Annotated in this window: 21 protein-coding genes; 18 read left to right on the plus strand and 3 right to left on the minus strand. The window is 67.6% G+C overall.

Going from position 1 to position 20,959, the window contains the following annotated elements; genetic code table 11:
• Positions 1 to 156 precede the first annotated feature (156 nt).
• Entirely contained in the window at positions 157 to 1,671 is a 1,515-nt protein-coding gene (locus PNO31109_RS02600) for an aminotransferase-like domain-containing protein (protein ID WP_150554051.1), read from the plus strand.
• A 9-nt stretch (positions 1,672 to 1,680) separates the two neighbouring features.
• Here PNO31109_RS02600 and PNO31109_RS02605 read toward each other — a convergent pair whose 3' ends face one another.
• Positions 1,681 to 2,661: a GlxA family transcriptional regulator gene (locus PNO31109_RS02605; RefSeq protein ID WP_150554052.1), complete on the minus strand. Its 981-nt coding sequence runs from the start codon at positions 2,659 to 2,661 to the stop codon at positions 1,681 to 1,683.
• 63 nt (positions 2,662 to 2,724) lie between these two features.
• Positions 2,725 to 3,993, minus strand: a complete 1,269-nt coding sequence (locus PNO31109_RS02610; RefSeq protein ID WP_150554053.1) for an MFS transporter — start codon at positions 3,991 to 3,993, stop codon at positions 2,725 to 2,727.
• Between the two features lie 362 nt (positions 3,994 to 4,355).
• Between PNO31109_RS02610 and urtA the strand changes: the two genes are divergently transcribed.
• The 17 genes from urtA to ureG all read left to right on the plus strand — a co-directional run bounded on the left by urtA (position 4,356) and on the right by ureG (position 19,869).
• A complete protein-coding gene (gene urtA / locus PNO31109_RS02615) occupies positions 4,356 to 5,552 on the plus strand; it encodes an urea ABC transporter substrate-binding protein (RefSeq protein ID WP_370749702.1) in 1,197 nt (398 codons plus the stop codon).
• 63 nt (positions 5,553 to 5,615) lie between these two features.
• Entirely contained in the window at positions 5,616 to 7,295 is a 1,680-nt protein-coding gene (gene urtB, locus PNO31109_RS02620) for an urea ABC transporter permease subunit UrtB (protein ID WP_150554055.1), read from the plus strand.
• A gap of 150 nt (positions 7,296 to 7,445) precedes the next feature.
• Complete coding sequence (gene urtC / locus PNO31109_RS02625) at positions 7,446 to 8,651, plus strand: urea ABC transporter permease subunit UrtC (protein WP_244958114.1); 1,206 nt, start codon at positions 7,446 to 7,448, stop codon at positions 8,649 to 8,651.
• 8 nt (positions 8,652 to 8,659) lie between these two features.
• Positions 8,660 to 9,517, plus strand: coding sequence for an urea ABC transporter ATP-binding protein UrtD (gene urtD / locus PNO31109_RS02630; protein ID WP_150554181.1), 858 nt, complete (start codon positions 8,660 to 8,662; stop codon positions 9,515 to 9,517).
• A gap of 2 nt (positions 9,518 to 9,519) precedes the next feature.
• Positions 9,520 to 10,221: an urea ABC transporter ATP-binding subunit UrtE gene (urtE, locus tag PNO31109_RS02635; protein WP_150554056.1), complete on the plus strand. Its 702-nt coding sequence runs from the start codon at positions 9,520 to 9,522 to the stop codon at positions 10,219 to 10,221.
• An 87-nt stretch (positions 10,222 to 10,308) separates the two neighbouring features.
• Positions 10,309 to 11,154 (plus strand): urease accessory protein UreD, encoded by an 846-nt coding sequence (locus PNO31109_RS02640; RefSeq protein WP_150554057.1) that lies wholly within the window; start codon positions 10,309 to 10,311, stop codon positions 11,152 to 11,154.
• Between the two features lie 445 nt (positions 11,155 to 11,599).
• Positions 11,600 to 12,370: a transporter substrate-binding domain-containing protein gene (locus tag PNO31109_RS02645; RefSeq protein WP_241014092.1), complete on the plus strand. Its 771-nt coding sequence runs from the start codon at positions 11,600 to 11,602 to the stop codon at positions 12,368 to 12,370.
• 46 nt (positions 12,371 to 12,416) lie between these two features.
• A complete protein-coding gene (locus PNO31109_RS02650; protein ID WP_150554059.1) occupies positions 12,417 to 13,097 on the plus strand; it encodes an amino acid ABC transporter permease in 681 nt (226 codons plus the stop codon).
• On the plus strand, positions 13,094 to 13,747 hold the full coding sequence (locus PNO31109_RS02655; RefSeq protein ID WP_150554060.1) for an amino acid ABC transporter permease: 654 nt from the start codon (positions 13,094 to 13,096) through the stop codon (positions 13,745 to 13,747). The genes PNO31109_RS02650 and PNO31109_RS02655 overlap by 4 nt, the downstream gene beginning before the upstream one ends.
• Positions 13,734 to 14,456 (plus strand): amino acid ABC transporter ATP-binding protein, encoded by a 723-nt coding sequence (locus tag PNO31109_RS02660; RefSeq protein ID WP_150554061.1) that lies wholly within the window; start codon positions 13,734 to 13,736, stop codon positions 14,454 to 14,456. Before PNO31109_RS02655 ends, PNO31109_RS02660 begins: the two co-directional genes overlap by 14 nt.
• Positions 14,457 to 14,504: 48 nt before the next feature.
• Positions 14,505 to 14,807 (plus strand): urease subunit gamma, encoded by a 303-nt coding sequence (gene ureA, locus PNO31109_RS02665; protein ID WP_150554062.1) that lies wholly within the window; start codon positions 14,505 to 14,507, stop codon positions 14,805 to 14,807.
• An 89-nt stretch (positions 14,808 to 14,896) separates the two neighbouring features.
• Positions 14,897 to 15,601: a HupE/UreJ family protein gene (locus PNO31109_RS02670; RefSeq protein ID WP_150554063.1), complete on the plus strand. Its 705-nt coding sequence runs from the start codon at positions 14,897 to 14,899 to the stop codon at positions 15,599 to 15,601.
• Positions 15,602 to 15,696: 95 nt separating this feature from the next.
• Positions 15,697 to 16,002, plus strand: a complete 306-nt coding sequence (locus PNO31109_RS02675; protein WP_150554064.1) for an urease subunit beta — start codon at positions 15,697 to 15,699, stop codon at positions 16,000 to 16,002.
• A complete protein-coding gene (gene ureC / locus PNO31109_RS02680; RefSeq protein WP_150554065.1) occupies positions 15,999 to 17,699 on the plus strand; it encodes an urease subunit alpha in 1,701 nt (566 codons plus the stop codon). The genes PNO31109_RS02675 and ureC overlap by 4 nt, the downstream gene beginning before the upstream one ends.
• A gap of 105 nt (positions 17,700 to 17,804) precedes the next feature.
• On the plus strand, positions 17,805 to 18,467 hold the full coding sequence (ureE, locus tag PNO31109_RS02685; RefSeq protein WP_150554182.1) for an urease accessory protein UreE: 663 nt from the start codon (positions 17,805 to 17,807) through the stop codon (positions 18,465 to 18,467).
• Entirely contained in the window at positions 18,436 to 19,161 is a 726-nt protein-coding gene (locus PNO31109_RS02690) for an urease accessory protein UreF (RefSeq protein WP_150554066.1), read from the plus strand. The genes ureE and PNO31109_RS02690 overlap by 32 nt, the downstream gene beginning before the upstream one ends.
• Positions 19,162 to 19,242: 81 nt before the next feature.
• The gene (gene ureG / locus PNO31109_RS02695; protein ID WP_174966253.1) at positions 19,243 to 19,869 is read left to right on the plus strand and encodes an urease accessory protein UreG; all 627 of its coding nucleotides are present in this window, start codon (positions 19,243 to 19,245) and stop codon (positions 19,867 to 19,869) included.
• A gap of 118 nt (positions 19,870 to 19,987) precedes the next feature.
• Here ureG and PNO31109_RS02700 read toward each other — a convergent pair whose 3' ends face one another.
• Positions 19,988 to 20,953 (minus strand): TraB/GumN family protein, encoded by a 966-nt coding sequence (locus PNO31109_RS02700; protein ID WP_150554183.1) that lies wholly within the window; start codon positions 20,951 to 20,953, stop codon positions 19,988 to 19,990.
• Positions 20,954 to 20,959: the final 6 nt, after the last annotated feature.

Genomic DNA, 20,959 nt, shown 5'->3' on the forward strand with positions numbered 1-20,959 from the left:
GCCCACGGGTGGATGGATCGATCCTACGAGAGCCCGACCGGTACAGACATGCACAGTCGCCCGGAAAATGTATATTCTGTATCGGTCGATCGCTTCAACTGTATTGGCAACAGCCCGTCGGGCCACTTCCGCCGTCTGCTTCGAGGTTTCACTGTCATGGTCCAGCCGCTCGCTTTTTCCCTGAACCGCGCCCAGCCGGAAGCGCTGGTCGATCAGATCGTGCGCGAGGTCGAGCGTGCGCTCCAGCGCCGCACGCTCCATGCGGGTGTGCGCATGCCGTCGATCCGTTCGCTGGCGAAGGCGCACGGCATCAGTACGTTCACGGTGGTGGAGGCATACGACCGGCTCGTGGCGCGCGGCACGCTGGTCGCGCGCCGGGGTGCGGGCTTCTTCGTCGCCGGGGCGGCCGACGCCCACGAGAGCGCGGTGCCGGGCCGCAGCGGCGCGCTGGCGACGAGCGGGGCCGCGAGCGAGGTGACGAATGCGTGGCTGCTCTCGGAGATCTTTGCGGACGACTCCATTGCCGTGAAAAGCGGTTGCGGCTGGCTGCCGGACAGCTGGCTCGACGAGGACGGCTTGCACGGCGCGCTGCGCTCGCTCTCGAAGGGCCCCGGCGCGCACTTCGCGCATTACGGCCATCCGCACGGTTATGGGCCGCTGCGACAGTGGCTCACGCGCCGGCTTGGCGAGTTGTCCATCGACGCGGCGCCCGAACAGATCGTGCTCACGCACGGCGCAACGCAGGCGCTCGATCTGGTCGTGCGCACGTTGCTCAAGCCGGGCGACACCGTGCTGGTCGAGGCGCCGGCGTACTGCAATCTGCTGGCGGTGTTGCGCCTGGCCGGGCTCAACGTGGTGGGAATCGAACGAACCGAGGCGGGGCTGGATCTCGCCGCGCTGGAACAGGCGGCGCAAACGCACCGGCCGCGAGCGTTCTTCATCAATCCGGCGCTGCAAAACCCGTTGGGGACGTCGCTCACGCCGGCGCTCGCGCATCGCATTCTGCAATGTGCCGAGCAGCACGGCTTCTGGCTCGTCGAGGACGATATCTACCGGGAGCTGGCGCCGGCGGGCACGCCGTCGCTCGCGGCGATGGACGGCCTGTCGCGCGTAATCTATGTATCGAGCTTCTCGAAGACGATCTCGCCGTCGGTGCGCGTGGGGTATCTGGCGTGTTCGCGCGATCTGGCGCATGAGATCGCGCGCAGCAAGATGGTGGCGGGGCTGACGTCCTCGGAGATCAACGAACGCATCGTGCATGCGATCCTGACCGAGGGACGACACCGCAAGCACATCGAGCGCCTGTCGGACCGGCTCACGCGCTCGCGCGCCCGGCTCATCACGCAACTGCAGACGCACGGGGTGACGTTGCTGGCGCAGCCCGAGGGCGGCATGTTCGTGTGCGGCAGCTTGCCGGAGACGGCGCCCCCGGCGCGCGAACTGGCCGAAGCCGCGCTGCTCGAGAGCATCATGCTCGCGCCGGGCGAGTTTTTCCTGCCGCACGGCGATCCGTGCCGATGGTTCCGCTTCAATGTCGCTTATTCGGACGACGCCCGCCTGTTCCGATTCCTCGATCGCGCGGCGGCGGGGAAGCTCGCCGGGGCAACAGCCGTTACTGCCATGACAGCCGCTACAGCCGTTCGCGACCACTCGGCTTCGGGAGCGGTTTGACGACGCCGCCTAAGCCTCCACCCCGAACCTTTCCCGATAAGCCGCCGGCGTCACGCCGTATTGCCGCTGAAAGGCGCGGCGCAGATTTTGTTCGTCGCCGAAGCCCACGCGGGCCGCGATACGCTTGAGCGGCGCATCGGAATCGAGCAACGCGAAGCGCGCCGCCTCCAGGCGCATGCGCTCGACCGCCTTCGCCGGGGTCGAGCCCGTGCGCGCCAGATAGGTGCGCGCGAACGTGCGCGCGCTCATGTTGGCCTGCTCCGCCAGGCGCGCCACCGACAGATCACCATCGAGCCGCGCCGCCATCCACGCGTGCAACTCGCCAAACGGCGCCCCCGCCGCCATCTGGTCCTGTAGCGGCGGGCTGAACTGCGACTGCCCGCCCGCGCGCTTGAGAAACACCACGAGCCGGCGCGCCGCCTGCAGCGCCACGTCCGCGCCGCAATCGTCCTCCACCAACGCCAGCCCGAGATCGATGCCCGCCGTAATTCCCGCCGATGTCCACACCGGATCCTCGCGCACGTAAATCGGATCGGACTCGACCCGTGCATTCGGAAAGCAGCTCTGCAACATCGCCGTATCGAGCCAGTGCGTCGTGGCGCGCCTGCCGTCGAGCAACCCCGCCGAGCCGAGGATGAACGCGCCCACGCACACCGAACACACCCGACGCACGCGCGGCGCATAGCCGCGCAGCCACTCGCCGACCGGCCCGGGTACCGCCGGACGGTGCGCCACCGCGCCGCCCACCGCGATCAGGGTGTCGACGTGCATCGCTTCGAGCGCGCGCATCGGCTCGGTGTGCAGCGTAATGCCCGAGCCCGTCTCGACCGGCCCGCCGTGCTCCGAGACCACCACGGTGCGATAGGGTGCTCCCCGCCCAAGCTCCGTGAAGTTGCGAATCACGGCATGGAACGCATCGAGCGGCCCGGCCAGGTCCAGCAGCACGAACGGCGGCACGATGAGAAAAGCAACGAGACGAGGTGGTGTCATGGCGTTGTCAGGTCGTTTTCAGGTCGTTTTCAGGACGTTTTCAGGGCGTGATCTGCCCGTGGATCAGGCCGTCACCGGCGTTTCGCGGCGCCTGGCATCGATGGCATACCACGCCGTCGCGAGCGCCGCGATCGCAAGCAGCGGAAAGGTTGCCTGGTTGATGGTCGCCCAGCCGAAGCGCGCCAGCAATTGCCCGGCGAAGAGACTCGCGAGCGCCGTCCCGGCGAACGTGATGAACTCGTTGGCCGCCTGTGCGCGTGCGCGCTCGGCCGGCCGGTACGACATCGTGAGCAGCGTCGTGCCCCCCACGAACATGAAATTCCACCCCACACCGAGGAACGCGAGCGCCGCATAGAAATACGGCAGGCTCGTCGACGCAAGCGCCAGCACGCCGCACAGCGCGCTCATCGCAATCCCGGCAAGCAACACCGGCACCACGCCCCAGCGCTTGACGAGATGCCCCGAGAAGAACGACGGCGCGTACATGCCAACCAGGTGCCATTCGATGATGTGCGCCCCGTCGTCGATGCTGTGCCCGCACGCAACGGCAGCGATCGGCGTGGCCGTCATCACGAACATCATCACCATGAACCCGATCAGGTTGTTCGCGAGCGCCGCCACGTAGATCGGCTGACGCATGATCTCGCCGAGCGGTCGCGCGGGCAGCGCCGCGCCGTCTGCCGTGGTGCTGCCGGCCGCATGCACCGGCAGATCGCGCAGGAACCCCACGAGCAGCAGGAGCGAGACGCCGGAGAGCAGCGTCACGACGAGATACGAGCCGGCGAACGTGACCGGCGCGAGCCAGTCCTTGCTGCCGGCGGCCAACGCCGGGCCGATCACCGCAGCGAGCACGCCGCCCGTGAGCACCACCGAAATCGCCCGCGGCTTGTCCTCGACGGGCACGACGTCCGCCGCCGCCAGACGGTAGTAGCGCGCAAAGGCCTGGAAAACGCCAACGCACGCCGTGCCCGCGCAGAACATCGCGAAATGGCCCTGATAGATCGCCATCACGGACACCAGACCGCCGAGCGTGCCGAACGCCGCGCCCAGCGCAAAGCCGAAGCGCTGCCCCATGCGCTGGATCAGCATCGACGCGAAGATCGTGGTGATCGCCGAGGCCACCGTGATGAGCGAGAACGGCAGCGTGGCGTATCCCTTGTCCGATGCCAGCATGTAGCCGACCAGCCCGGTCAGCGTAAGGTCGACCGACAGCGCAGCGGTGTAGAGCGCCTGACAGGCGGCGAGCACGGCCGCATAACGGCGGCCCAGCTTGCGCGCGGGTCCGGGCGGCTCGGAAGAGGGCGCGGCGCGCCCGGCAATGGCATCGGTCATTTGCGTGTCCTGAAACAAGTGAGGAGTCCGTGGGAGGGCCCCATCTTGCCGTCGGCCACATTGGCACGAATGCCAATCATGCATCAAAAAATGCCACGCCGCGCACCACCCGCCGCGCGCCAACTCGGTGCGCACCAACTCTGCGCGCGCCCGCACCAACGTGTTTCGCGCCCACGGCCGGCACGTGCGCTCCCGGGGCCGTCAGGCCCATCGCGCCGCCGTCGCGCGTCCCTGGCACGCCCTTTGCGTAACTCTCCCCGTACCGGATCGACCGGTCTAACCAGAAAAGGGGAAGACGTACCATGAAACGACGCACGCTACTCCAGATGGCGGCCCTCTCGGGCGCCGCATCGCTCACGGGCATGGCGCCCAGCTTGTTCGCGCAGAGCAAGCAGCCCATCAAGGTCGGCATCCTGCACTCGCTCTCGGGCACGATGGCCATCTCGGAGACGTCGCTCAAGGACGTGGCCCTCATGACCATCGCCGACATCAACGCCCGCGGCGGCGTCATGGGCCGGCCGCTCGAGGCCGTGGTCGTCGACCCCGCGTCGAACTGGCCGCTCTTCGCCGAGAAGGCGCGCCAGCTTCTCACCAAAGACAAGGTCGCGGCCGTGTTCGGCTGCTGGACTTCCGTCTCGCGCAAGTCGGTCCTGCCCGTCTTCGAGGAACTCAACGGCCTGCTCTATTACCCGGTGCAGTACGAAGGCGAGGAGATGTCGAAGAACGTCTTCTACACCGGCGCCGCGCCGAACCAGCAGGCAATCCCCGCCGTGGAGTACCTGATGGGCAAGGAAGGCGGCGGCGCCAAGCGCTTCTTCCTGCTCGGCACCGACTACGTCTACCCGCGCACGACCAACAAGATCCTGCGCGCCTTCCTGCACTCGAAGGGCGTGGACGACAAGGACATCCAGGAGGTCTACACGCCGTTCGGCCACAGCGACTACCAGACCATCGTCGCCAACATCAAGCAGTTCGCGCAGGGCGGCAAGACGGCCGTCGTCTCGACCATCAACGGCGACTCGAACGTGCCGTTCTACAAGGAACTGGGCAACCAGGGCCTGAAGGCCACCGACGTGCCGGTCGTGGCGTTCTCCGTGGGTGAAGAGGAGTTGCGCGGCATCGACACGAAGCCGCTCGTGGGCCACCTCGCGGCATGGAACTACTTCATGTCGGTCAAGAACCCGACCAACGATTCGTTCAAGAAGCAGTGGTTCGCCTACGTCAAGGCGAAGAACCTGCCGGGCGGCGACAAGCGCGTGACGAACGATCCGATGGAAGCGACCTTCGTCGGCATGCACATGTGGAAGCAGGCCGTGGAGAAGGCCGGCAGCGTGGACGTCGACAAGGTCCGCGCCGCCATGGTCGGCCAGAGCTTCAAGTCGCCCGACGGTTTCGACATGGTCATGGACGGCAACCACCACCTGCACAAGCCGGTAATGATTGGCGAAATCCGCCCGGACGGCCAGTTCAACGTGGTGTGGAAGACCAAGTCGACGGTGCGTGCGCAACCGTGGAGCCCGTTCATCGCGGGCAATGAAGGCAAGCCCGACAAGGTCTGACCGCCCCTTCCACTCCAGGCGCCGGAGCGACCGAGACGGTCTCCGGCGCGCGCAGAGGTTTCGATGATAACGATAAGACGCTGGACCGCTGCCGCCCTTGTCCTGCTTTCGCTGGGCGCAGCGCTCATCACGCCGGGGACGGCCGCGGCCGCCGCGGATCCCGGGGCTGCCACGGCACCCGCGGCGCCCACGGTTGTGACGCCGGTCTCGATCACGAACGCCGATCTGGCCGCCCTCGCGGGCGACGATTTCGACGCCAAGGCCCAGGCGATCGACCATCTCGCGGCCGACGGCTCGCCGCAGGCCGCCGCGCTCCTCAAGGCACTGGCCGACGACTCCGCCGTGGCCGTGGGCGAGCGCATCGCCATCCCGGACGGCGACCGGTACGTCGACCCGATCACCGGCGCGACGGTCAAGGCCGACGACGCCGGCTCGCTCACGCTCAACAACGTGCTGCGCGCCAAGGTGGCCACCGCCGCCGCCGCGGGCGCCCTGCTCTCGCCCGATCGCGACGCGCGCGCCCGCGCCATCGACACGATGCTGCAAAACCCCTCGCCCGCGTTCAAGTCGCTCGTGGACAAGGCGCGCGCGAAGGAAACCGACCCGGCGCTCAAGCCGCGTCTCGACCAATTGTGGGCGCAAACCGCGCTGCACGACGCCGATCCGGCCAAGCGCCGCGAAGCCATCGACCTCATTGCCGCAGCGGGCGATCCGCAGATGCGCGACCTGTTGCTGCCGATCGTCGCAAAACAGGCCGACGGCACTTACGCCGAAAGCGACGCGAGCGTGCGCGGCGCCGCCGACATCGCCCTGACGAAGCTGGCCTCGGCGCAGCGTCGCAGCGAGTTCTTCGGCACGGTGTTCGCCGGCCTGTCGCTCGGCAGCGTGCTGCTGCTCGCCGCGCTGGGGCTGGCCATCACATACGGCCTGATCGGCGTGATCAACATGGCGCACGGTGAATTCCTGATGGTGGGCGCCTATGCCACCTATGTCGTGCAGACGCTCTTTCAGCGCTTTCTGCCCGGCGCGTTCGACTGGTATCTCGTGGCCGCCGTACCGGCCGCCTTCCTCGTGGCCGCGGCACTCGGCCTCGTGCTCGAGCGCACCGTCATCAAGCATCTCTACGGCCGTCCGCTCGAGACGCTGCTCACCACCTTCGGTATCAGCCTGCTGCTGATCCAGGCGGTGCGCACGCTGTTCGGCGCGCAGAACGTCGAGGTCGTCAACCCGTCTTGGATGAGCGGCGGCATTGCCGTGCTGCCCAACCTGATGCTGCCCTACAACCGCATCGTGATTCTCGCGTTCGCGCTGGTCGTCGTGGCGCTCACGTGGTCGGTGCTCAATCTCACGCGTCTCGGCCTGTTCATCCGCGCCGTCACGCAGAACCGTTCGATGGCCGCGTGCGTCGGCGTGAAGACGGGCCGCGTCGACAGCTACGCGTTCGCCTTCGGCGCCGGCATCGCCGGCCTGGGCGGCTGCGCGCTCTCGCAGATCGGCAACGTCGGCCCGGATCTCGGGCAGAGCTACATCATCGACTCGTTCATGGCCGTGGTGCTGGGCGGCGTGGGACAGCTCGCGGGCACGATCGTGGGCGCATTCGGCCTGGGCATTGCCAACAAGCTGCTCGAGCCGGTGTGGGGCGCCGTGCTCGCGAAGATCGCCGTGCTGATCCTGATCGTGCTGTTCATCCAGAAACGCCCGCAGGGCATGTTCGCGCTCAAAGGGCGCAGCGCGGAGGCCTGAATGAAAACGCCAGACTTTCTGTGCGCGACGTCGACGCCCGATCCCGCCACAAATCCCGCCGCGAATCCTGCCGCGAATCCCGCCGCGAATCCTGCCGCAAATTCCGTTGCGAATCCTGCCGCAAAATCCGCTGCGAACGCGGCGAGGGATGTGGCCGCCGATGTGGCCGCCGATGTGGCCGCCAATGTGCCCGCCGTCGCCCTCGATCTCCCCGCGCGCGCGCGCCTGCTGCCCAGGGGCGCGGCGCCCGCGCTGCTCGCCTTCGTGCTGGCCGTGCTGATCCTCGTGCCGGTCTGCGCGCTGGTGCTGCCACCGTCGCACCCGCTGCATCTGTCGGCCTATGCGATGACGCTCGTGGGCAAGATCATGTGCTACGCCATCGCCGCGCTTGCGCTCGATCTGGTGTGGGGCTATTGCGGCATTCTCAGCCTCGGCCACGGGCTTTTCTTCGCGCTCGGCGGCTACGCGATGGGCATGTACCTGATGCGCGCCATCGGTCGCGACGGCGTATACCACAGCGATCTGCCCGACTTCATGGTGTTTCTCGACTGGAAGGAGCTGCCCTGGTACTGGAGCGGCACCGAGCATTTCGCCTGGGCGATGTTTCTCGTCGTCGCATTGCCCGGTGTCGTGGCTTGGCTCTTTGGCTATCTGGCGTTTCGCTCGCGGGTCAAGGGCGTCTACCTGTCGATCATCACGCAGGCGCTCACGTTCGCGGCCATGCTGCTGTTCTACCGCAACGAGACCGGCTTCGGGGGCAACAACGGCTTCACGGACTTCAAGCGCATCCTCGGCTATTCGATCACGTCCGCGAACACCCGCACGGCGCTCTTTCTCGTGACGTTCGCCGTCCTCGTGGGCGCGTTCGTGCTGTGTCGCGCGCTCGTTGTCTCGAAGTTCGGCCGCGTGGTCACCGCCATTCGCGACGGCGAATCGCGCGCCATGTTCCTCGGCTATCGGCCGCTCGGCTACAAGCTCTTCGTGTGGACGCTATCCGCCGTGCTGTGCGGCATCGCGGGGGCGCTGTACGTGCCGCAGGTCGGCATCATCAATCCGAGCGAGATGGCGCCGGTCAACTCCATCGAGATGGCGATCTGGGTGGCCATCGGCGGGCGCGGCTCGCTCGTGGGCGCCATCGCGGGGGCGTTTCTGGTCAACGGCGCAAAGAGTTTCTTCACCGCCTACTTCGCCGAGTACTGGCTGTTCTTCCTCGGCGCGATGTTCGTGCTCGTGCCGCTGCTGCTGCCGCAGGGCGTAATCGGGCTCGTCACCCGGCATTCGCGCAAACGCGCGCACTCCGTGCGCGCGAGCGCCGAGGGCGACGCCGCTCACCCCGCCACCGGAGACCGCGCATGAACCAGTACATGACCGACATCAGCTGGCAGGAGGCCGACGCGCCCGACGCATCGGTGAGCGTGAGCGGCGACACCACCGGCATGTCGCATCTGCTCGTGCCGGGCGAGATCGACACGTCGCACGGTCTGATTCTGTATCTGGAGAACATCTGCGTCTCGTTCGACGGCTTTCGCGCGCTCAATGATCTGTCGCTGTCGATTCGCACCAACGAACTGCGCTGCATCATCGGCCCGAATGGCGCCGGCAAGACGACGATGATGGACGTGGTCACCGGCAAGACGCGGCCCGACGCCGGCCGCGCGTTCCTCGGTCAGACGCTCGACCTCTCGCGCCTTGACGAACCCGCCATTGCGCAGGCCGGCGTGGGACGCAAGTTCCAGAAACCGACGGTGTTCGAGCATCACAGCGTGTGGGAGAACCTCGAGCTCGCCTGCGCCGGCGACAAGCGCTGGTTCCACGCCCTGTGGGCGGTACTCACCTCAGCGATGCGTCACCGCATCGAGGACGTACTGGCGCTCACGCATCTCGAGCATCAGGCGCATGTGCGCGCCGGTCAGCTCTCTCACGGCCAGAAACAGCGGCTCGAGATCGGCATGCTGCTCATGCAGCAACCCCAGCTTCTGCTGCTCGACGAACCCGCCGCCGGCATGACCGACGAGGAGACGGCGCAACTGGCCGAGCTGCTCAACCGGCTGCGCGGGCAGTGTTCGATGATGGTCGTGGAACACGACATGGCGTTCGTCGCCGCGCTCGCGGGCGAGACCGGCACCGTCACGGTCATGGCCGAAGGCCGGGTGCTCGCCGAAGGCACGCTCGACGCCGTACAGCGCGACGAGCGCGTGATCGAATCGTATCTGGGACGCTGAGCATGCTCGAAATTCACGCACTCAATCAGTACTACAGCGGCAGTCATATCCTGCGTAACGTGGAGTTCACCGTGCCCGAGGCGCAGCTCACCGTGCTGCTCGGGCGCAACGGCGTGGGCAAGACCACGCTGCTCAAGTGCCTGATGGGCGTGGTGCCGGTGAAGTCGGGCAGCATTGCCTGGCGCGGCACGGCGCTCACGGCGGCGGCGCCCCACGCGCGTGTCGCGAGCGGTCTCGCGTATGTCCCGCAGGGGCGCGAGATCTTCCCGCGTCTCACCGTCGAAGAGAACCTGCTGATCGGCGCGGCGAGCCGTGCGTCACGCGAGGCCAAGCGTGGCGTGCCGGCGCACATCTACGAGCTGTTTCCGGTGCTGCGCGACATGAAGCAGCGGCGCGGCGGCGATCTGTCCGGCGGCCAACAGCAGCAGCTCGCCATCGGCCGCGCGCTGATGAGCGACCCGCAACTGCTGATCCTCGACGAGCCCACCGAAGGCATTCAGCCCTCGATCATCAAGGACATCGGCGCGACGCTGCGGCGTCTGGTCGACGAGCGCGGCATGACGGTGCTGCTCGTCGAGCAGTACTACGACTTCGCGCTGGCGCTCGCCGACCACTATCGCGTGATGAGCCGCGGCGCCATCGTGGCGAGCGGCCTCGGCAAGGACATGGAGGCCGACGGCGTGCGCCACATGGTAGCCGTGTGATGGCGCGGCACGCGCATCGCACAGCTCCCGCACCGGTCTCGCGCAGCGCGTGCTAGATTCGCGGGCATCCAACGCGCATCGATCGTCATGAATCATCCTTACGCCGCCGGCTGGCACGCCGAACTGACGCTGGGCTTCGCGCGGCGCAACGCCCGCACGGTGCTCGCCACACGCCGCCACCAGGGGCCTCTCGTCGTACAGAAGTCGCTGCATCCCGAAGGGCCGGGCATCTGCCACGCCGTCGTCGTCCATCCCCCGGGGGGTATCGCCGGCGGCGACAGCCTCGCCATCGGCATCGACGTGGGTGAGGCCGCTCACGCCGTGCTCACGACGCCGGGGGCGACGAAGTGGTACAAGTCGCAAGGCCGCAGCGGCACGCAGACCGTCTCGCTTTCCCTCCACGACGGCGCCAGGCTCGACTGGCTGCCGCTCGAGAACATCGTATTCGAGGATGCCGACGCACAGCAGCGCATTGCCGTGCGTTTGGGTGCGGGCGCCACGATCATCGGATGGGACGCCACGCTGCTCGGGCGGCAAGCCGCCGGCGAGCAATGGACGCAGGGCCGGTGGCGCTCGACCTTCGAGTTGCGCGACGCGAACGATCGCCTGCTGTGGGCCGAACAGGCGGTGCTGGGCGCCGGCGACGCGCAGCGCAACGGCGCGACCGGGCTCGCCGGATACCCCGTCTTCGCCACGCTGTGGGCCGTGGGCGACGCCTGCACGCGCGAGCTGGCGGAATCGCTCGCCGAAGGGCTGCCGTTCAACGACGACCTGCGCGCGGGCATCACTTGTTTGCCCGACAACGTACTGGTGCTGCGCGTGCTCGGTCGTGACATGGAGGCGGTGCGGCAACTGCTGATCGCCCACTGGCTCACGCTGCGCCCGATCGTCCACCGAGTGCCGGCCGAGCCGTTGCGGATCTGGGCGACCTAGGCCTGCGCGCAGGGCCGGCGACATCGCGAAGCACGGCCCGTCATCCGCGCGTCTTCCGTCGGGCGCCTTGGGTGCTTCAGGCGCCCATTTTCCTTGCACCATTCTGGTGATTGGACCGCCGTGACTCGGCATCTTGCGGCAAATACCGCACCAATGCCGTGCAATTCTCCGCTCCGCGCGGACGACCGTGGCACCCAGGCGCTGGCGGCGACCGCGCCGCTTCGGGCCGCTCGCGCACAACGGCGGTGCCGGGCACGGTTCGTGCTACCTCACTGTATCGACCGGTCTGACCAGATGCCGGTCGTCCAAACCGAAACGCTTCGTTCCTCCATCCGCTACCGAGGTTGCCGCCATGCTGTCGTTCCCCCGCACTGCCATCTCGCGCGAAGCCGTTGCCGCCACGCTGGGCGCGCGCGCTCGCGCCCGACGCGCCTTCACCGCGTTGATGCTCGCCGCCAGCGCGCTCGCCGCGCTTGCCATGGCAATGCCGCGCACGGCTCACGCCGACGGCCTGGATGACATCGTCAAGCGCGGCACGCTTCGTGTCGCCGTGCCGCAGGACTTCCCGCCGTTCGGCTCGATCGGCCCCGACATGAAGCCGGTCGGGTATGACATCGACACCGCCGCGCTGCTCGCCAAAGGCATGGGCGTGAAGCTCGAACTCGTGCCCGTGACGAGCGCCAACCGGGTGCCGTACCTCACCACCAACAAGGCCGATCTCGTCATCTCCAGCCTGGGAAAGAACGCCGAGCGCGAGAAAGTCATCGATTTCTCCGAAGCCTATGCGCCGTTCTACAACGGTGTGTTCGGGCCGAAGGATCTGGCCGTGGCCAAGCCGGCCGACCTGTCGGGCAAGACCATCGGTGTGACGCGCGGCGCGGTGGAGGACCTGGAGCTGTCGAAAATCGCGCCGGCCGACGTGACCATCAAGCGCTTCGAGGACAACAACGGCACGATCTCGGCCTTCCTGTCGGGGCAGGTGCAGCTCGTTGCCACCGGCAACGTGGTCGCCGCCGCGATCGTGGCCAAACATCCGCCCAAGCTGCCCGAGCCGAAATTCCTCATCAAGAATTCGCCGTGCTTCGTGGGGCTCAACAAGAACGAGCCGCGCCTGCTCGCCAAGGTCAACGAGATCCTCGCCGCATCGAAGAAGGACGGCTCGCTTGGCAAGGTCTCGCAGAAGTGGCTCGGCATGCCGCTGCCGGCCGAACTCTGAGCGCCGCCGTCTGCGCCGACGCATTCCGACTCACGGTCCGCTCCCGATGCACTACGTTCTCGACTTTGCCGATCTGCGGCAGTACCTGATGCTCTTCGCGCGGGGCGCCGCGCTCACGATTGCGCTTACGGCCGTCTCGACGGTGGTGGGCGTGTTCGTCGGTGCGCTGTGCGCCGTCGCACGCGAGGACGGCCCGGCGTGGCTCAAGGCCATCGCGGGGCTTTACGTCGAGCTCATTCGCAACACGCCGTTCATCGTTCAGTTGTGCTTCATCTTCTTCGGCCTGCCGAGCCTCGGCATTCACATCGACGAGATGAGCGCCGCCATCGTCGCCATGAGCGTGAACCTCGGCGCCTACGCGACGGAGATCATTCGTGCGGGCATGCGCGCCGTGCCGCGCGGCCTGTCCGAAGCGGGGCAGTCGCTGGCGATGAGCCGGGCGCAGATTTTGCGGCACGTGATTCTGCCGCAGGCCTTCGCCAAGGTGTTCCCGGCGCTCGCCAGTCAGATCGTGATCGTGATGCTCGGCTCGGCCGTCGTCTCGCAGATCTCCGTGCCCGATCTGTCATATGCCGCGAACTTCGTGCAGTCGCGCACGTTCCGCGCTTTCGAGAGCTATCTGATCGTGACCGCGCTGTATCTGCTGCTGGCCATTGCGCTGCGCCGCGTGCTGATGCGCGGCGCGCGGCGCCTGTTTCGCGGCATGGTCAAGGCAGGCGCACGATGATCGAGTTCACGCTCTGGGACATGCTGCGCGGGCTGCTGATCGCCGGGCGCTGGACGCTGGCGCTCTCGGCCATCGCCTTCGTCTGCGGCGCGCTCGTGGCGCTGGTGCTGCTCGTCGTGCGCGTCGGGCGCGTATCGTGGGCAGCGCGTGCGGTCGCCCTCTATATCGAGGTATTCCAGGGAACGCCGCTGCTCATGCAGCTATTCCTCGTCTTCTTCGGCCTGCCGCTGCTCGGGCTCGAAGTGTCGCCGTGGGTCGCGGCCGCCGTGTGCCTCACGTTGTACACGAGCGCCTATCTGACGGAAATCTGGCGGGGTTGCGTCGACGCCGTCCCGCACGGCCAATGGGAGGCGTCGTCGAGCCTGGCCATGCGTTACGGCGAACAGTTGCGGCACGTGATTCTGCCGCAGGCGTTGCGCATTGCCATCGCGCCCACGGTCGGCTTCTCGGTCCAGGTGGTCAAGAGCACGGCGCTCGCTTCGATCATCGGCTTCGACGAACTCACCAAGACCGGCACCATGCTCACCAACGCGACGTTCCAGCCGTTCACGGTGTACGGCCTCGTTGCCCTGCTCTACTTCGCTGCCTGCTACCCGCTGTCGCTCTGGGCGCGTCGTCTCGAAAGGAAACTCCATCATGTCGCTCATTGAAGTCAGGGGCATGCAAAAGCGCTTTGGCGAGAACCCGGTGCTCAAGGGCATCGACATGGACGTCGAGCGCGGTCAGGTCGTGTCGATCATCGGCAAGAGCGGCTCGGGCAAGAGCACACTGCTGCGAACGCTCAACGGACTGGAGCGCTTCGACGCGGGCAGCGTGGCCGTCGACGGCGTCCACGTCGGGGCGCGCGACACCGATCTGCGCGCGCTGCGCCTGAAGGTCGGCATGGTGTTCCAGCAATACAACCTGTTCCCGCATCTGTCGGCCGGCGAGAACGTGATGCTCGCGCAGAGGGTGGTCAAGAAGACGCCGGCCGCCGACGCCCGCGAGACGGCGCGCGCCATGCTCGCCAAGGTGGGACTTGCCGACAGGTTCGACAGCTACCCGTCGCAGCTCTCCGGCGGCCAGCAGCAGCGTGTGGCGATTGCGCGCTCGCTCGCGATGGCCCCGGCCGTGCTGCTGTGCGACGAAATCACCTCGGCGCTCGACCCCGAGCTGGTGGCCGAAGTGCTCAAGGTGCTCGAGGACCTGGCGGCAGAAGGCATGACGCTGATCCTCGTCACGCACGAGATGCGCTTTGCGCGTCACGTGTCCGATCGCGTGGTGTTCATGCACCAGGGCAGGATCTGGGAATCCGGCGAGCCGGAACAGCTCTTCACGCGGCCGGCGACGCCGGAACTGCAGCGATTCATCCGTCAATGATGCCGGCCCTGCCGAAGCCCCGCTTGTCCTGACATTCGCTCTCCTACGATGAAGCTCACTCCACGCGAAAAAGACAAATTGCTCATCTTCACCGCCGCGCTGCTCGCCGAACGACGGCGCGCCCGCGGCCTGAAGCTGAACTACCCCGAGGCCGTGGCCTTCATCAGCGCCGCGCTCATGGAGGCCGCGCGCGATGGCCGCACGGTTGCCGAGCTCATGCACTACGGCACTACGCTGCTCACGCGCGACGACGTCATGGAAGGGGTGCCCGAAATGATTCCCGACATCCAGGTGGAGGCAACGTTCCCCGATGGCACCAAGCTCGTCACCGTGCATCACCCCATCCCGTGAAGGCGCTGCATGAGCGACACGCTTCGCGGTGATTTACCGGATTCGCGTTATTCCATTCGTCGTCGACAACTACAGATCAAGGACGTCTCATGTCAGCAAACCGCTCCCCGAGCACTCGCACTTTTGCCGCGACTTCGCCGGCATCTTCCACGCCTCGTTGCCCGAACCTCCCCTTCGGCCGCTTTGGCGCGGCCGCCGCACCGCGCCGCCTGGTGCGCACCGCGACGGGCCTGGCGCTGCTGGCGGCGTCCGGCGTCGCGCTCGCGCATCCGGGGCATCCGGGACATGACGCGGCCAGCAGCTTCGCGGCCGGCGTATTCCACCCGCTCACGGGCCTGGATCACGTGTGCGCGATGATCGTCGTCGGCCTGTGGAGCGCGCTGACGTCGCGCCGGGTCTGGCTCGCGCCGATCGCATTCGTCGCCATGCTCGCCGTCGGCGGCCTGCTCGGCATGTCGCACGCCTTCGCGCTGCCCGGGGTGGAGCCCATGATTGCCGTCTCGCTGCTGGTGCTCGGCCTGATGCTGGCCACGCGCGCGACGCTGCCCGGCTGGGCGGGCGCCGCGGTCGTGGGCGCGTTTGCCGTCTTTCATGGTTTCGCCCACGGCGCCGAACTGCCCGACGAAGCGAGTGCGCTGCACTACATGGCCGGCTTCCTGCTCGCGACGGGCATGCTCCACGGCGCGGGCATCGCGGCCGGCATGGCGCTGCGTCACCGCACCGCATGGCTGCCGCGCGCGCTGGGCGCCGGTGTCCTGGCCTACGGCGTGTCGTTGCTGGCCGTGGCAAGCTGAGCGGCGGGCGTCGTGACAAACGATCCGTTGTCGTTCCGCTGTCATTCCGTCGTCATTCCGTCGTCTTGGCGCACCACCGCCCACTGGAGACATTGATGATTCCCGGCGAACTGCTGCCCGCTGCGGGCGAGATCACGCTTAACGCAGGGCGACCGACGATCAGCGTCACCGTCGCCAATACGGGCGACCGGCCGATTCAGGTCGGCTCGCATTTTCATTTCTACGAGGTCAACGACGCCCTGCAGTTCGACCGCGAGGCCGCGCGTGGCTTCCGGCTGAACATCGCCGCCGGCACCGCGGTGCGCTTCGAGCCAGGGCAGCAACGCACGGTCGAACTCGTGGCGCTGGCGGGGGATCGCCGCGTCTATGGATTTGCCGGCCGGGTGATGGGGGCGCTATGAAGATTTCACGCCGCGCTTACGCGGAAATGTTCGGGCCCACGACGGGCGACCGTCTGCGGCTTGCCGACACGGAGCTGATCGTCGAGATCGAACGCGACTACACGGTGTACGGCGAAGAGGTGAAGTTCGGCGGCGGCAAGGTCATCCGTGACGGCATGGGCCAGTCGCAGCGCACGCGTGCGGACGTCGTCGACACCGTCATCACCAACGCCGTGATCATCGATCACTGGGGCATCGTCAAGGCGGACATCGGGCTCAAGGACGGCCGCATCTGGGGTATCGGCAAGGCCGGCAATCCGGACATCCAGCCCGGCGTCACCATCGCGCTCGGCGGCGCGACGGAGGTGATCGCCGGCGAGGGCATGATCGTCACTGCCGGCGGCATCGACTCGCACATCCACTTCATCTGCCCGCAACAGATCGAGGAGGCGCTCTCGTCCGGCGTGACCACGCTGCTCGGCGGCGGCACCGGTCCGGCGACGGGCACGAACGCCACGACCTGCACGCCCGGTCCGTGGCATCTCGAGCGCATGCTGCAAGCGGCCGACGGCTGGCCGATCAATCTCGGCTTTCTCGGCAAGGGCAACGTCAGCCAGCTCGCCCCCCTCACCGAGCAGATCGAGGCGGGCGCCATCGGCCTGAAGCTGCACGAGGACTGGGGGTCCACGCCCGCGGCCATCGACGCCTGCCTGACCGTGGCCGACGCGACCGACACGCAGGTTGCCATCCATACCGACACGCTCAACGAAGGCGGCTTCGTGGAAGCCACGGTCGCGGCCATCAGGGGCCGAACGATCCATACGTATCACACCGAGGGCGCCGGGGGCGGTCACGCGCCGGATATCCTGAAAGTGTGCGGCGAAGCGAACGTGCTGCCGTCGTCCACCAACCCGACGCGCCCTTACACCGTCAACACGCTCGACGAGCACCTCGACATGCTGATGGTCTGCCATCACCTCGATCCTGCCATTGCGGAGGACATCGCGTTCGCCGAGTCGCGCATCCGGCGCGAGACGATCGCCGCCGAGGACATCCTGCACGATCTCGGCGCGCTGTCGATGATCTCGTCGGACTCGCAGGCGATGGGCCGGGTCGGCGAAGTCGTCATGCGCACCTGGCAGACCGCCCACAAGATGAAGGTGCAGCGCGGCGCGCTCGGCACGGACACGGCGCAGGCGGACAACTTCCGCGTCAAGCGGTACGTGGCGAAGTACACCATCAACCCGGCGATCACTCACGGCATGGCGCACGAAATCGGCTCGGTCGAGGTCGGCAAGTGGGCCGATCTCGTGCTGTGGGAACCGGCATTCTTCGGCGTCAAGCCGTCACTGATTCTCAAGGGCGGCATGATCGCGTCGGCGCTCATGGGAGACCCGAACGCCTCGATCCCGACGCCCCAGCCGGTGCATTACCGCGAGATGTTCGGCGCGCGCGCGGGCGCGCTCGCGCGCACGTCTCTCACGTTCGTATCGCAGGCAGCTTACGATGGCGACGTGGCTGGCCGCTATGGGCTGTCCAAGCGCATCGTGCCGGTGCGCGATATCCGGCGGGTGACCAAGGCCGACATGATCCATAACGACTGGCTGCCGCACATCAGCGTCGACCCCGAGACCTATCAGGTCATCGCCGACGGTCAGTTGCTCACGTGCGAGCCCGCGACCGTGCTGCCGATGGCACAACGCTACTTCCTGTTCTGACCCATGCCACAAGTCTGCGAATCGCCCGGCTCGTCGGGCTCGTCCACCCCATCGGCCCAGTCGGCGCAGTCGGCCCAGTTGGCCACGGCGCTCACATCGGCCACGCTGCGCCGCGTCGAGAAGCGTCTCGACGCGGGCACCCTCGCCGCGCCACTCGTGCGTCGCGCGCCCGCGCTCGTGCTGCCCTTCGACGCGCGCAGCAAGAGCCGGCTGCGCGCCACGTTGGCCACCGGCGAGGAGGTGGCGCTCTTTCTGCCGCGCGGCACCGTGCTGCGCGGCGGCGACGTACTCGTGGCCGACGACGGCGGCCTCATTCGTGTGGAGGCCGCCCCCGAGACGGTGCTGCTCGTGAGCGCCGCCACCCCGCTCGCGCTGACGCGCGCGGCATACCACCTTGGCAACCGGCATACGCCGGTGGAAGTCGGCGACGGCTATCTCAAGCTCGAATACGACCCGGTGCTGCGCGACATGCTGCTGCGGCTCGACGTCGACGTGGCCGAAGCGCTCATGCCGTTCGAGCCCGAAGCCGGCGCATACGGCGGCGGGCACAAGCACGGCCACGACGCCACCTTCGCCGAAGACTTCGCGCTCGCGCAACAGGTGTTCCGCGAACACCATGGACACGATCACGCGCATGACCACGGGCATGTCCACGGGCCCGGCTGCGCGCATCACCATTCGCACGCGCCGGCGGGTGCCGTCGACCCCCGCGCGCACGCCGCCGTGAGCCCGTCCGATGACAGCCAGTCTGGCCAGTCCGCTCGCTGAGCCGGTGACGGCGGCGTCACTGCAGTCGCTCGCCGCGCTGCTGCATCTCGCTTCGCCCGCGTTGCCCATCGGCGCCTTCAGCTACTCGCAGGGGCTGGAAGCCGCCGTGGAGCACGGCATGATTCACGACGCCGCGAGCGCCGAGCAATGGATCGCCAGCCAGTTGAACGGCGTCTTCACCACGGGCGAGCTGGCACTGCTCGCCAGGCAATGGCGGCATTGGCAAGCAGGCGACCCGGCGGCCCTCGCGCGGGTAAACGACTGGCTGCTCGCCACGCGCGAGGCCGCCGAGCTTCGCGCCGAGACCGAGCAGATGGGCTGGTCGCTCACGCAACTCGCCCTGTCGCTCGAATGGGGTGCCCCGCAGCAACGCGCGGTGCTGTCCTCGTTGCGTCCCATCGCGTTGCCGACAGCCTTCGCTTTCGCCGCGCTCACGCACGGCGCGCCGCTGGCCGACACGCTCGTGGCCTATGCGTTCAGCTGGCTCGAGAATCAGGTGGCCGGCGCGCTAAAGGCCGTGCCGCTGGGCCAATTGGCGGCGCAGCGCGTAATCGTCGCCCTGCGCACGCGTGTCGTCGACGCCGCGCACCGCGCCGCATCGCTGCGCGACGATCAGGTCAATACGTTTTCGCCGGCGCTCGCCATTCTCGCGTCACGTCACGAGACGCAGTACTCGCGCCTCTTTCGTTCCTAGGTTCCCAGGCTCGCAGGCATGCGCCGCGCCCCCTCCACCCCTTACTTCATCGCCAATACGACATCTGCCATGACGACAACCGTGAACGCCCGTCGTACCAAGAAGAACCCGCCGCTGCGTGTCGGCATCGGCGGGCCCGTCGGCTCGGGCAAGACGACGCTGACCGAAATGCTCTGCAAGGCCATGCGCGAGCGCTACGATCTCGTCGTCATCACCAACGACATCTACACGAAAGAAGATCAGCGACTGCTCACGGTGGCCGGCGCGCTGGAGCCGGAACGCATTCTCGGCGTGGAGACCGGCGGCTGCCCGCACACGGCGATTCGCGAAGACGCGTCGATCAACCTGGAGGCCGTGGAGCGCATGCTCGAGCGCTTTCCCGACGCCGACGTCGTTTTCATCGAATCCGGTGGCGACAACCTCGCCGCCACGTTCAGCCCGGAGCTCTCGGACCTGACGATCTACGTGATCGACGTTGCCGGCGGCGAGAAGATCCCGCGCAAAGGGGGGCCCGGCATCACCAAGTCCGACCTGCTCGTGATCAACAAGACGGATCTGGCGCCCTACGTCGGCGCGTCGCTCGACATCATGCGATCGGATACGCAGAAGATGCGTGGCATGCGGCCGTTCGTCATGGGCAATATGAAGGAAGGCAAGGGGCTTCAGGAGATCATCGGCTTCATCGAAGCGCGCGGGATGTTGGCTTGAGACACTGAGCGGCGCGGGCCGTGCCGGGCGCTGAATCGGTCGATTCGCGAGAAAGGCGCCCCGAACGCCCCTCCCCCCGAACGGCCCCATACCCGGAGGGGTGCGCCCGTTCCTCGCCTTAGCGCTGCGTCACCGAAAACCCATGTTCGCGCAGCAACTGCAGCACGCCGTGAGGGCCGCCCAGGTGCAGTGTGCCGATGGCGACGAAGACCGGTTTGCCCGGATCGGCCAGGAAGAGCATGCGCGCAAGAAAGCGTCGGTTGCGCGAGTAGAGAATGCGCTCGTCGATGGCGTCGGCCAGCGCCGCGTTGCGCCGCACCTGCGCCGCCTTGCTCTGCGACCAGTCGAACACGAGTTCCGCGTCGCCCGCGCGCCACAGCCGATGCAGCTCTTCGACCTGCGCCGTCGCGGTCTTCGGGCTCAGCACCAGCTCCTGCGCAAGCAGCTCGTTTTGCTGGGCCGCGCTCAGGCCGGTAAAGGCGTCCATCTGCTCGGCCAGCGACTCCAGGCCGACGATGCGCCCGCGGTAGATGTTCTCCAGTTGGTTCTCGGTGCCGTATTCGGTCTGCAGGTCGGCGCCCATCGAATCGAGCGTCTCGACGAGCAGCGCCGCCAGCCACGGCCGCATGTGGCGAATCTCGGCCAGCATCGCCGGATTGCCCTTGAGCCGGTCGCGCAGCTTGCGCCACAGCGGCGCGGGAATCAGCCGCGGCAGGCACGCCCGCGTACACATGCCGTACTTCTGAACGTCGTCCTGCGACATCGTCAGGTCGTCCGGCGAGAGCTCGAACGCCACCACCTTCGATACGCGCAGCGCGTCGACCACGACCTTGCGGAACGGGTAGTCGTCGGGCTTGCCTACATGGAGCGTGCCCATGACGTAGAGGGTCATGTCGCCCTTGCGGGCCTCATAGAACGGGAGATTGGCGCCCGGCGGCGATTCGCCAGGCTCGGGAACCACCAGCGGCAGCGCACGCGCCGCGATGGCGCGCGGGGTCACGGTCGATGCCGCGTCCAGCGTGACGGCCAGCGTCATCAGCAGGCAACCGAGCAACCAGCCGGTCAATGCAACGCCCCGACGCACATGCGT

This window comes from Pandoraea nosoerga (genome assembly GCF_902459585.1).
Lineage (GTDB): Bacteria > Pseudomonadota > Gammaproteobacteria > Burkholderiales > Burkholderiaceae > Pandoraea > Pandoraea nosoerga.

What these genes read in the sequence shown, in the direction of transcription:
- PNO31109_RS02600 (WP_150554051.1), top strand. Translation starts at nt 157, where the DNA reads ATGGTCCAGCCGCTCGCTTTTTCCCTGAACCGCGCCCAGCCGGAAGCG.
- PNO31109_RS02605 (WP_150554052.1), bottom strand. Translation starts at nt 2,661, where the DNA reads ATGACACCACCTCGTCTCGTTGCTTTTCTCATCGTGCCGCCGTTCGTG.
- PNO31109_RS02610 (WP_150554053.1), bottom strand. Translation starts at nt 3,993, where the DNA reads ATGACCGATGCCATTGCCGGGCGCGCCGCGCCCTCTTCCGAGCCGCCC.
- urtA (WP_370749702.1), top strand. Translation starts at nt 4,356, where the DNA reads ATGGCGCCCAGCTTGTTCGCGCAGAGCAAGCAGCCCATCAAGGTCGGC.
- urtB (WP_150554055.1), top strand. Translation starts at nt 5,616, where the DNA reads ATGATAACGATAAGACGCTGGACCGCTGCCGCCCTTGTCCTGCTTTCG.
- urtD (WP_150554181.1), top strand. Translation starts at nt 8,660, where the DNA reads ATGACCGACATCAGCTGGCAGGAGGCCGACGCGCCCGACGCATCGGTG.
- urtE (WP_150554056.1), top strand. Translation starts at nt 9,520, where the DNA reads ATGCTCGAAATTCACGCACTCAATCAGTACTACAGCGGCAGTCATATC.
- PNO31109_RS02640 (WP_150554057.1), top strand. Translation starts at nt 10,309, where the DNA reads ATGAATCATCCTTACGCCGCCGGCTGGCACGCCGAACTGACGCTGGGC.
- PNO31109_RS02645 (WP_241014092.1), top strand. Translation starts at nt 11,600, where the DNA reads ATGCTCGCCGCCAGCGCGCTCGCCGCGCTTGCCATGGCAATGCCGCGC.
- PNO31109_RS02650 (WP_150554059.1), top strand. Translation starts at nt 12,417, where the DNA reads ATGCACTACGTTCTCGACTTTGCCGATCTGCGGCAGTACCTGATGCTC.
- PNO31109_RS02655 (WP_150554060.1), top strand. Translation starts at nt 13,094, where the DNA reads ATGATCGAGTTCACGCTCTGGGACATGCTGCGCGGGCTGCTGATCGCC.
- PNO31109_RS02660 (WP_150554061.1), top strand. Translation starts at nt 13,734, where the DNA reads ATGTCGCTCATTGAAGTCAGGGGCATGCAAAAGCGCTTTGGCGAGAAC.
- ureA (WP_150554062.1), top strand. Translation starts at nt 14,505, where the DNA reads ATGAAGCTCACTCCACGCGAAAAAGACAAATTGCTCATCTTCACCGCC.
- PNO31109_RS02670 (WP_150554063.1), top strand. Translation starts at nt 14,897, where the DNA reads ATGTCAGCAAACCGCTCCCCGAGCACTCGCACTTTTGCCGCGACTTCG.
- PNO31109_RS02675 (WP_150554064.1), top strand. Translation starts at nt 15,697, where the DNA reads ATGATTCCCGGCGAACTGCTGCCCGCTGCGGGCGAGATCACGCTTAAC.
- ureC (WP_150554065.1), top strand. Translation starts at nt 15,999, where the DNA reads ATGAAGATTTCACGCCGCGCTTACGCGGAAATGTTCGGGCCCACGACG.
- PNO31109_RS02690 (WP_150554066.1), top strand. Translation starts at nt 18,436, where the DNA reads ATGACAGCCAGTCTGGCCAGTCCGCTCGCTGAGCCGGTGACGGCGGCG.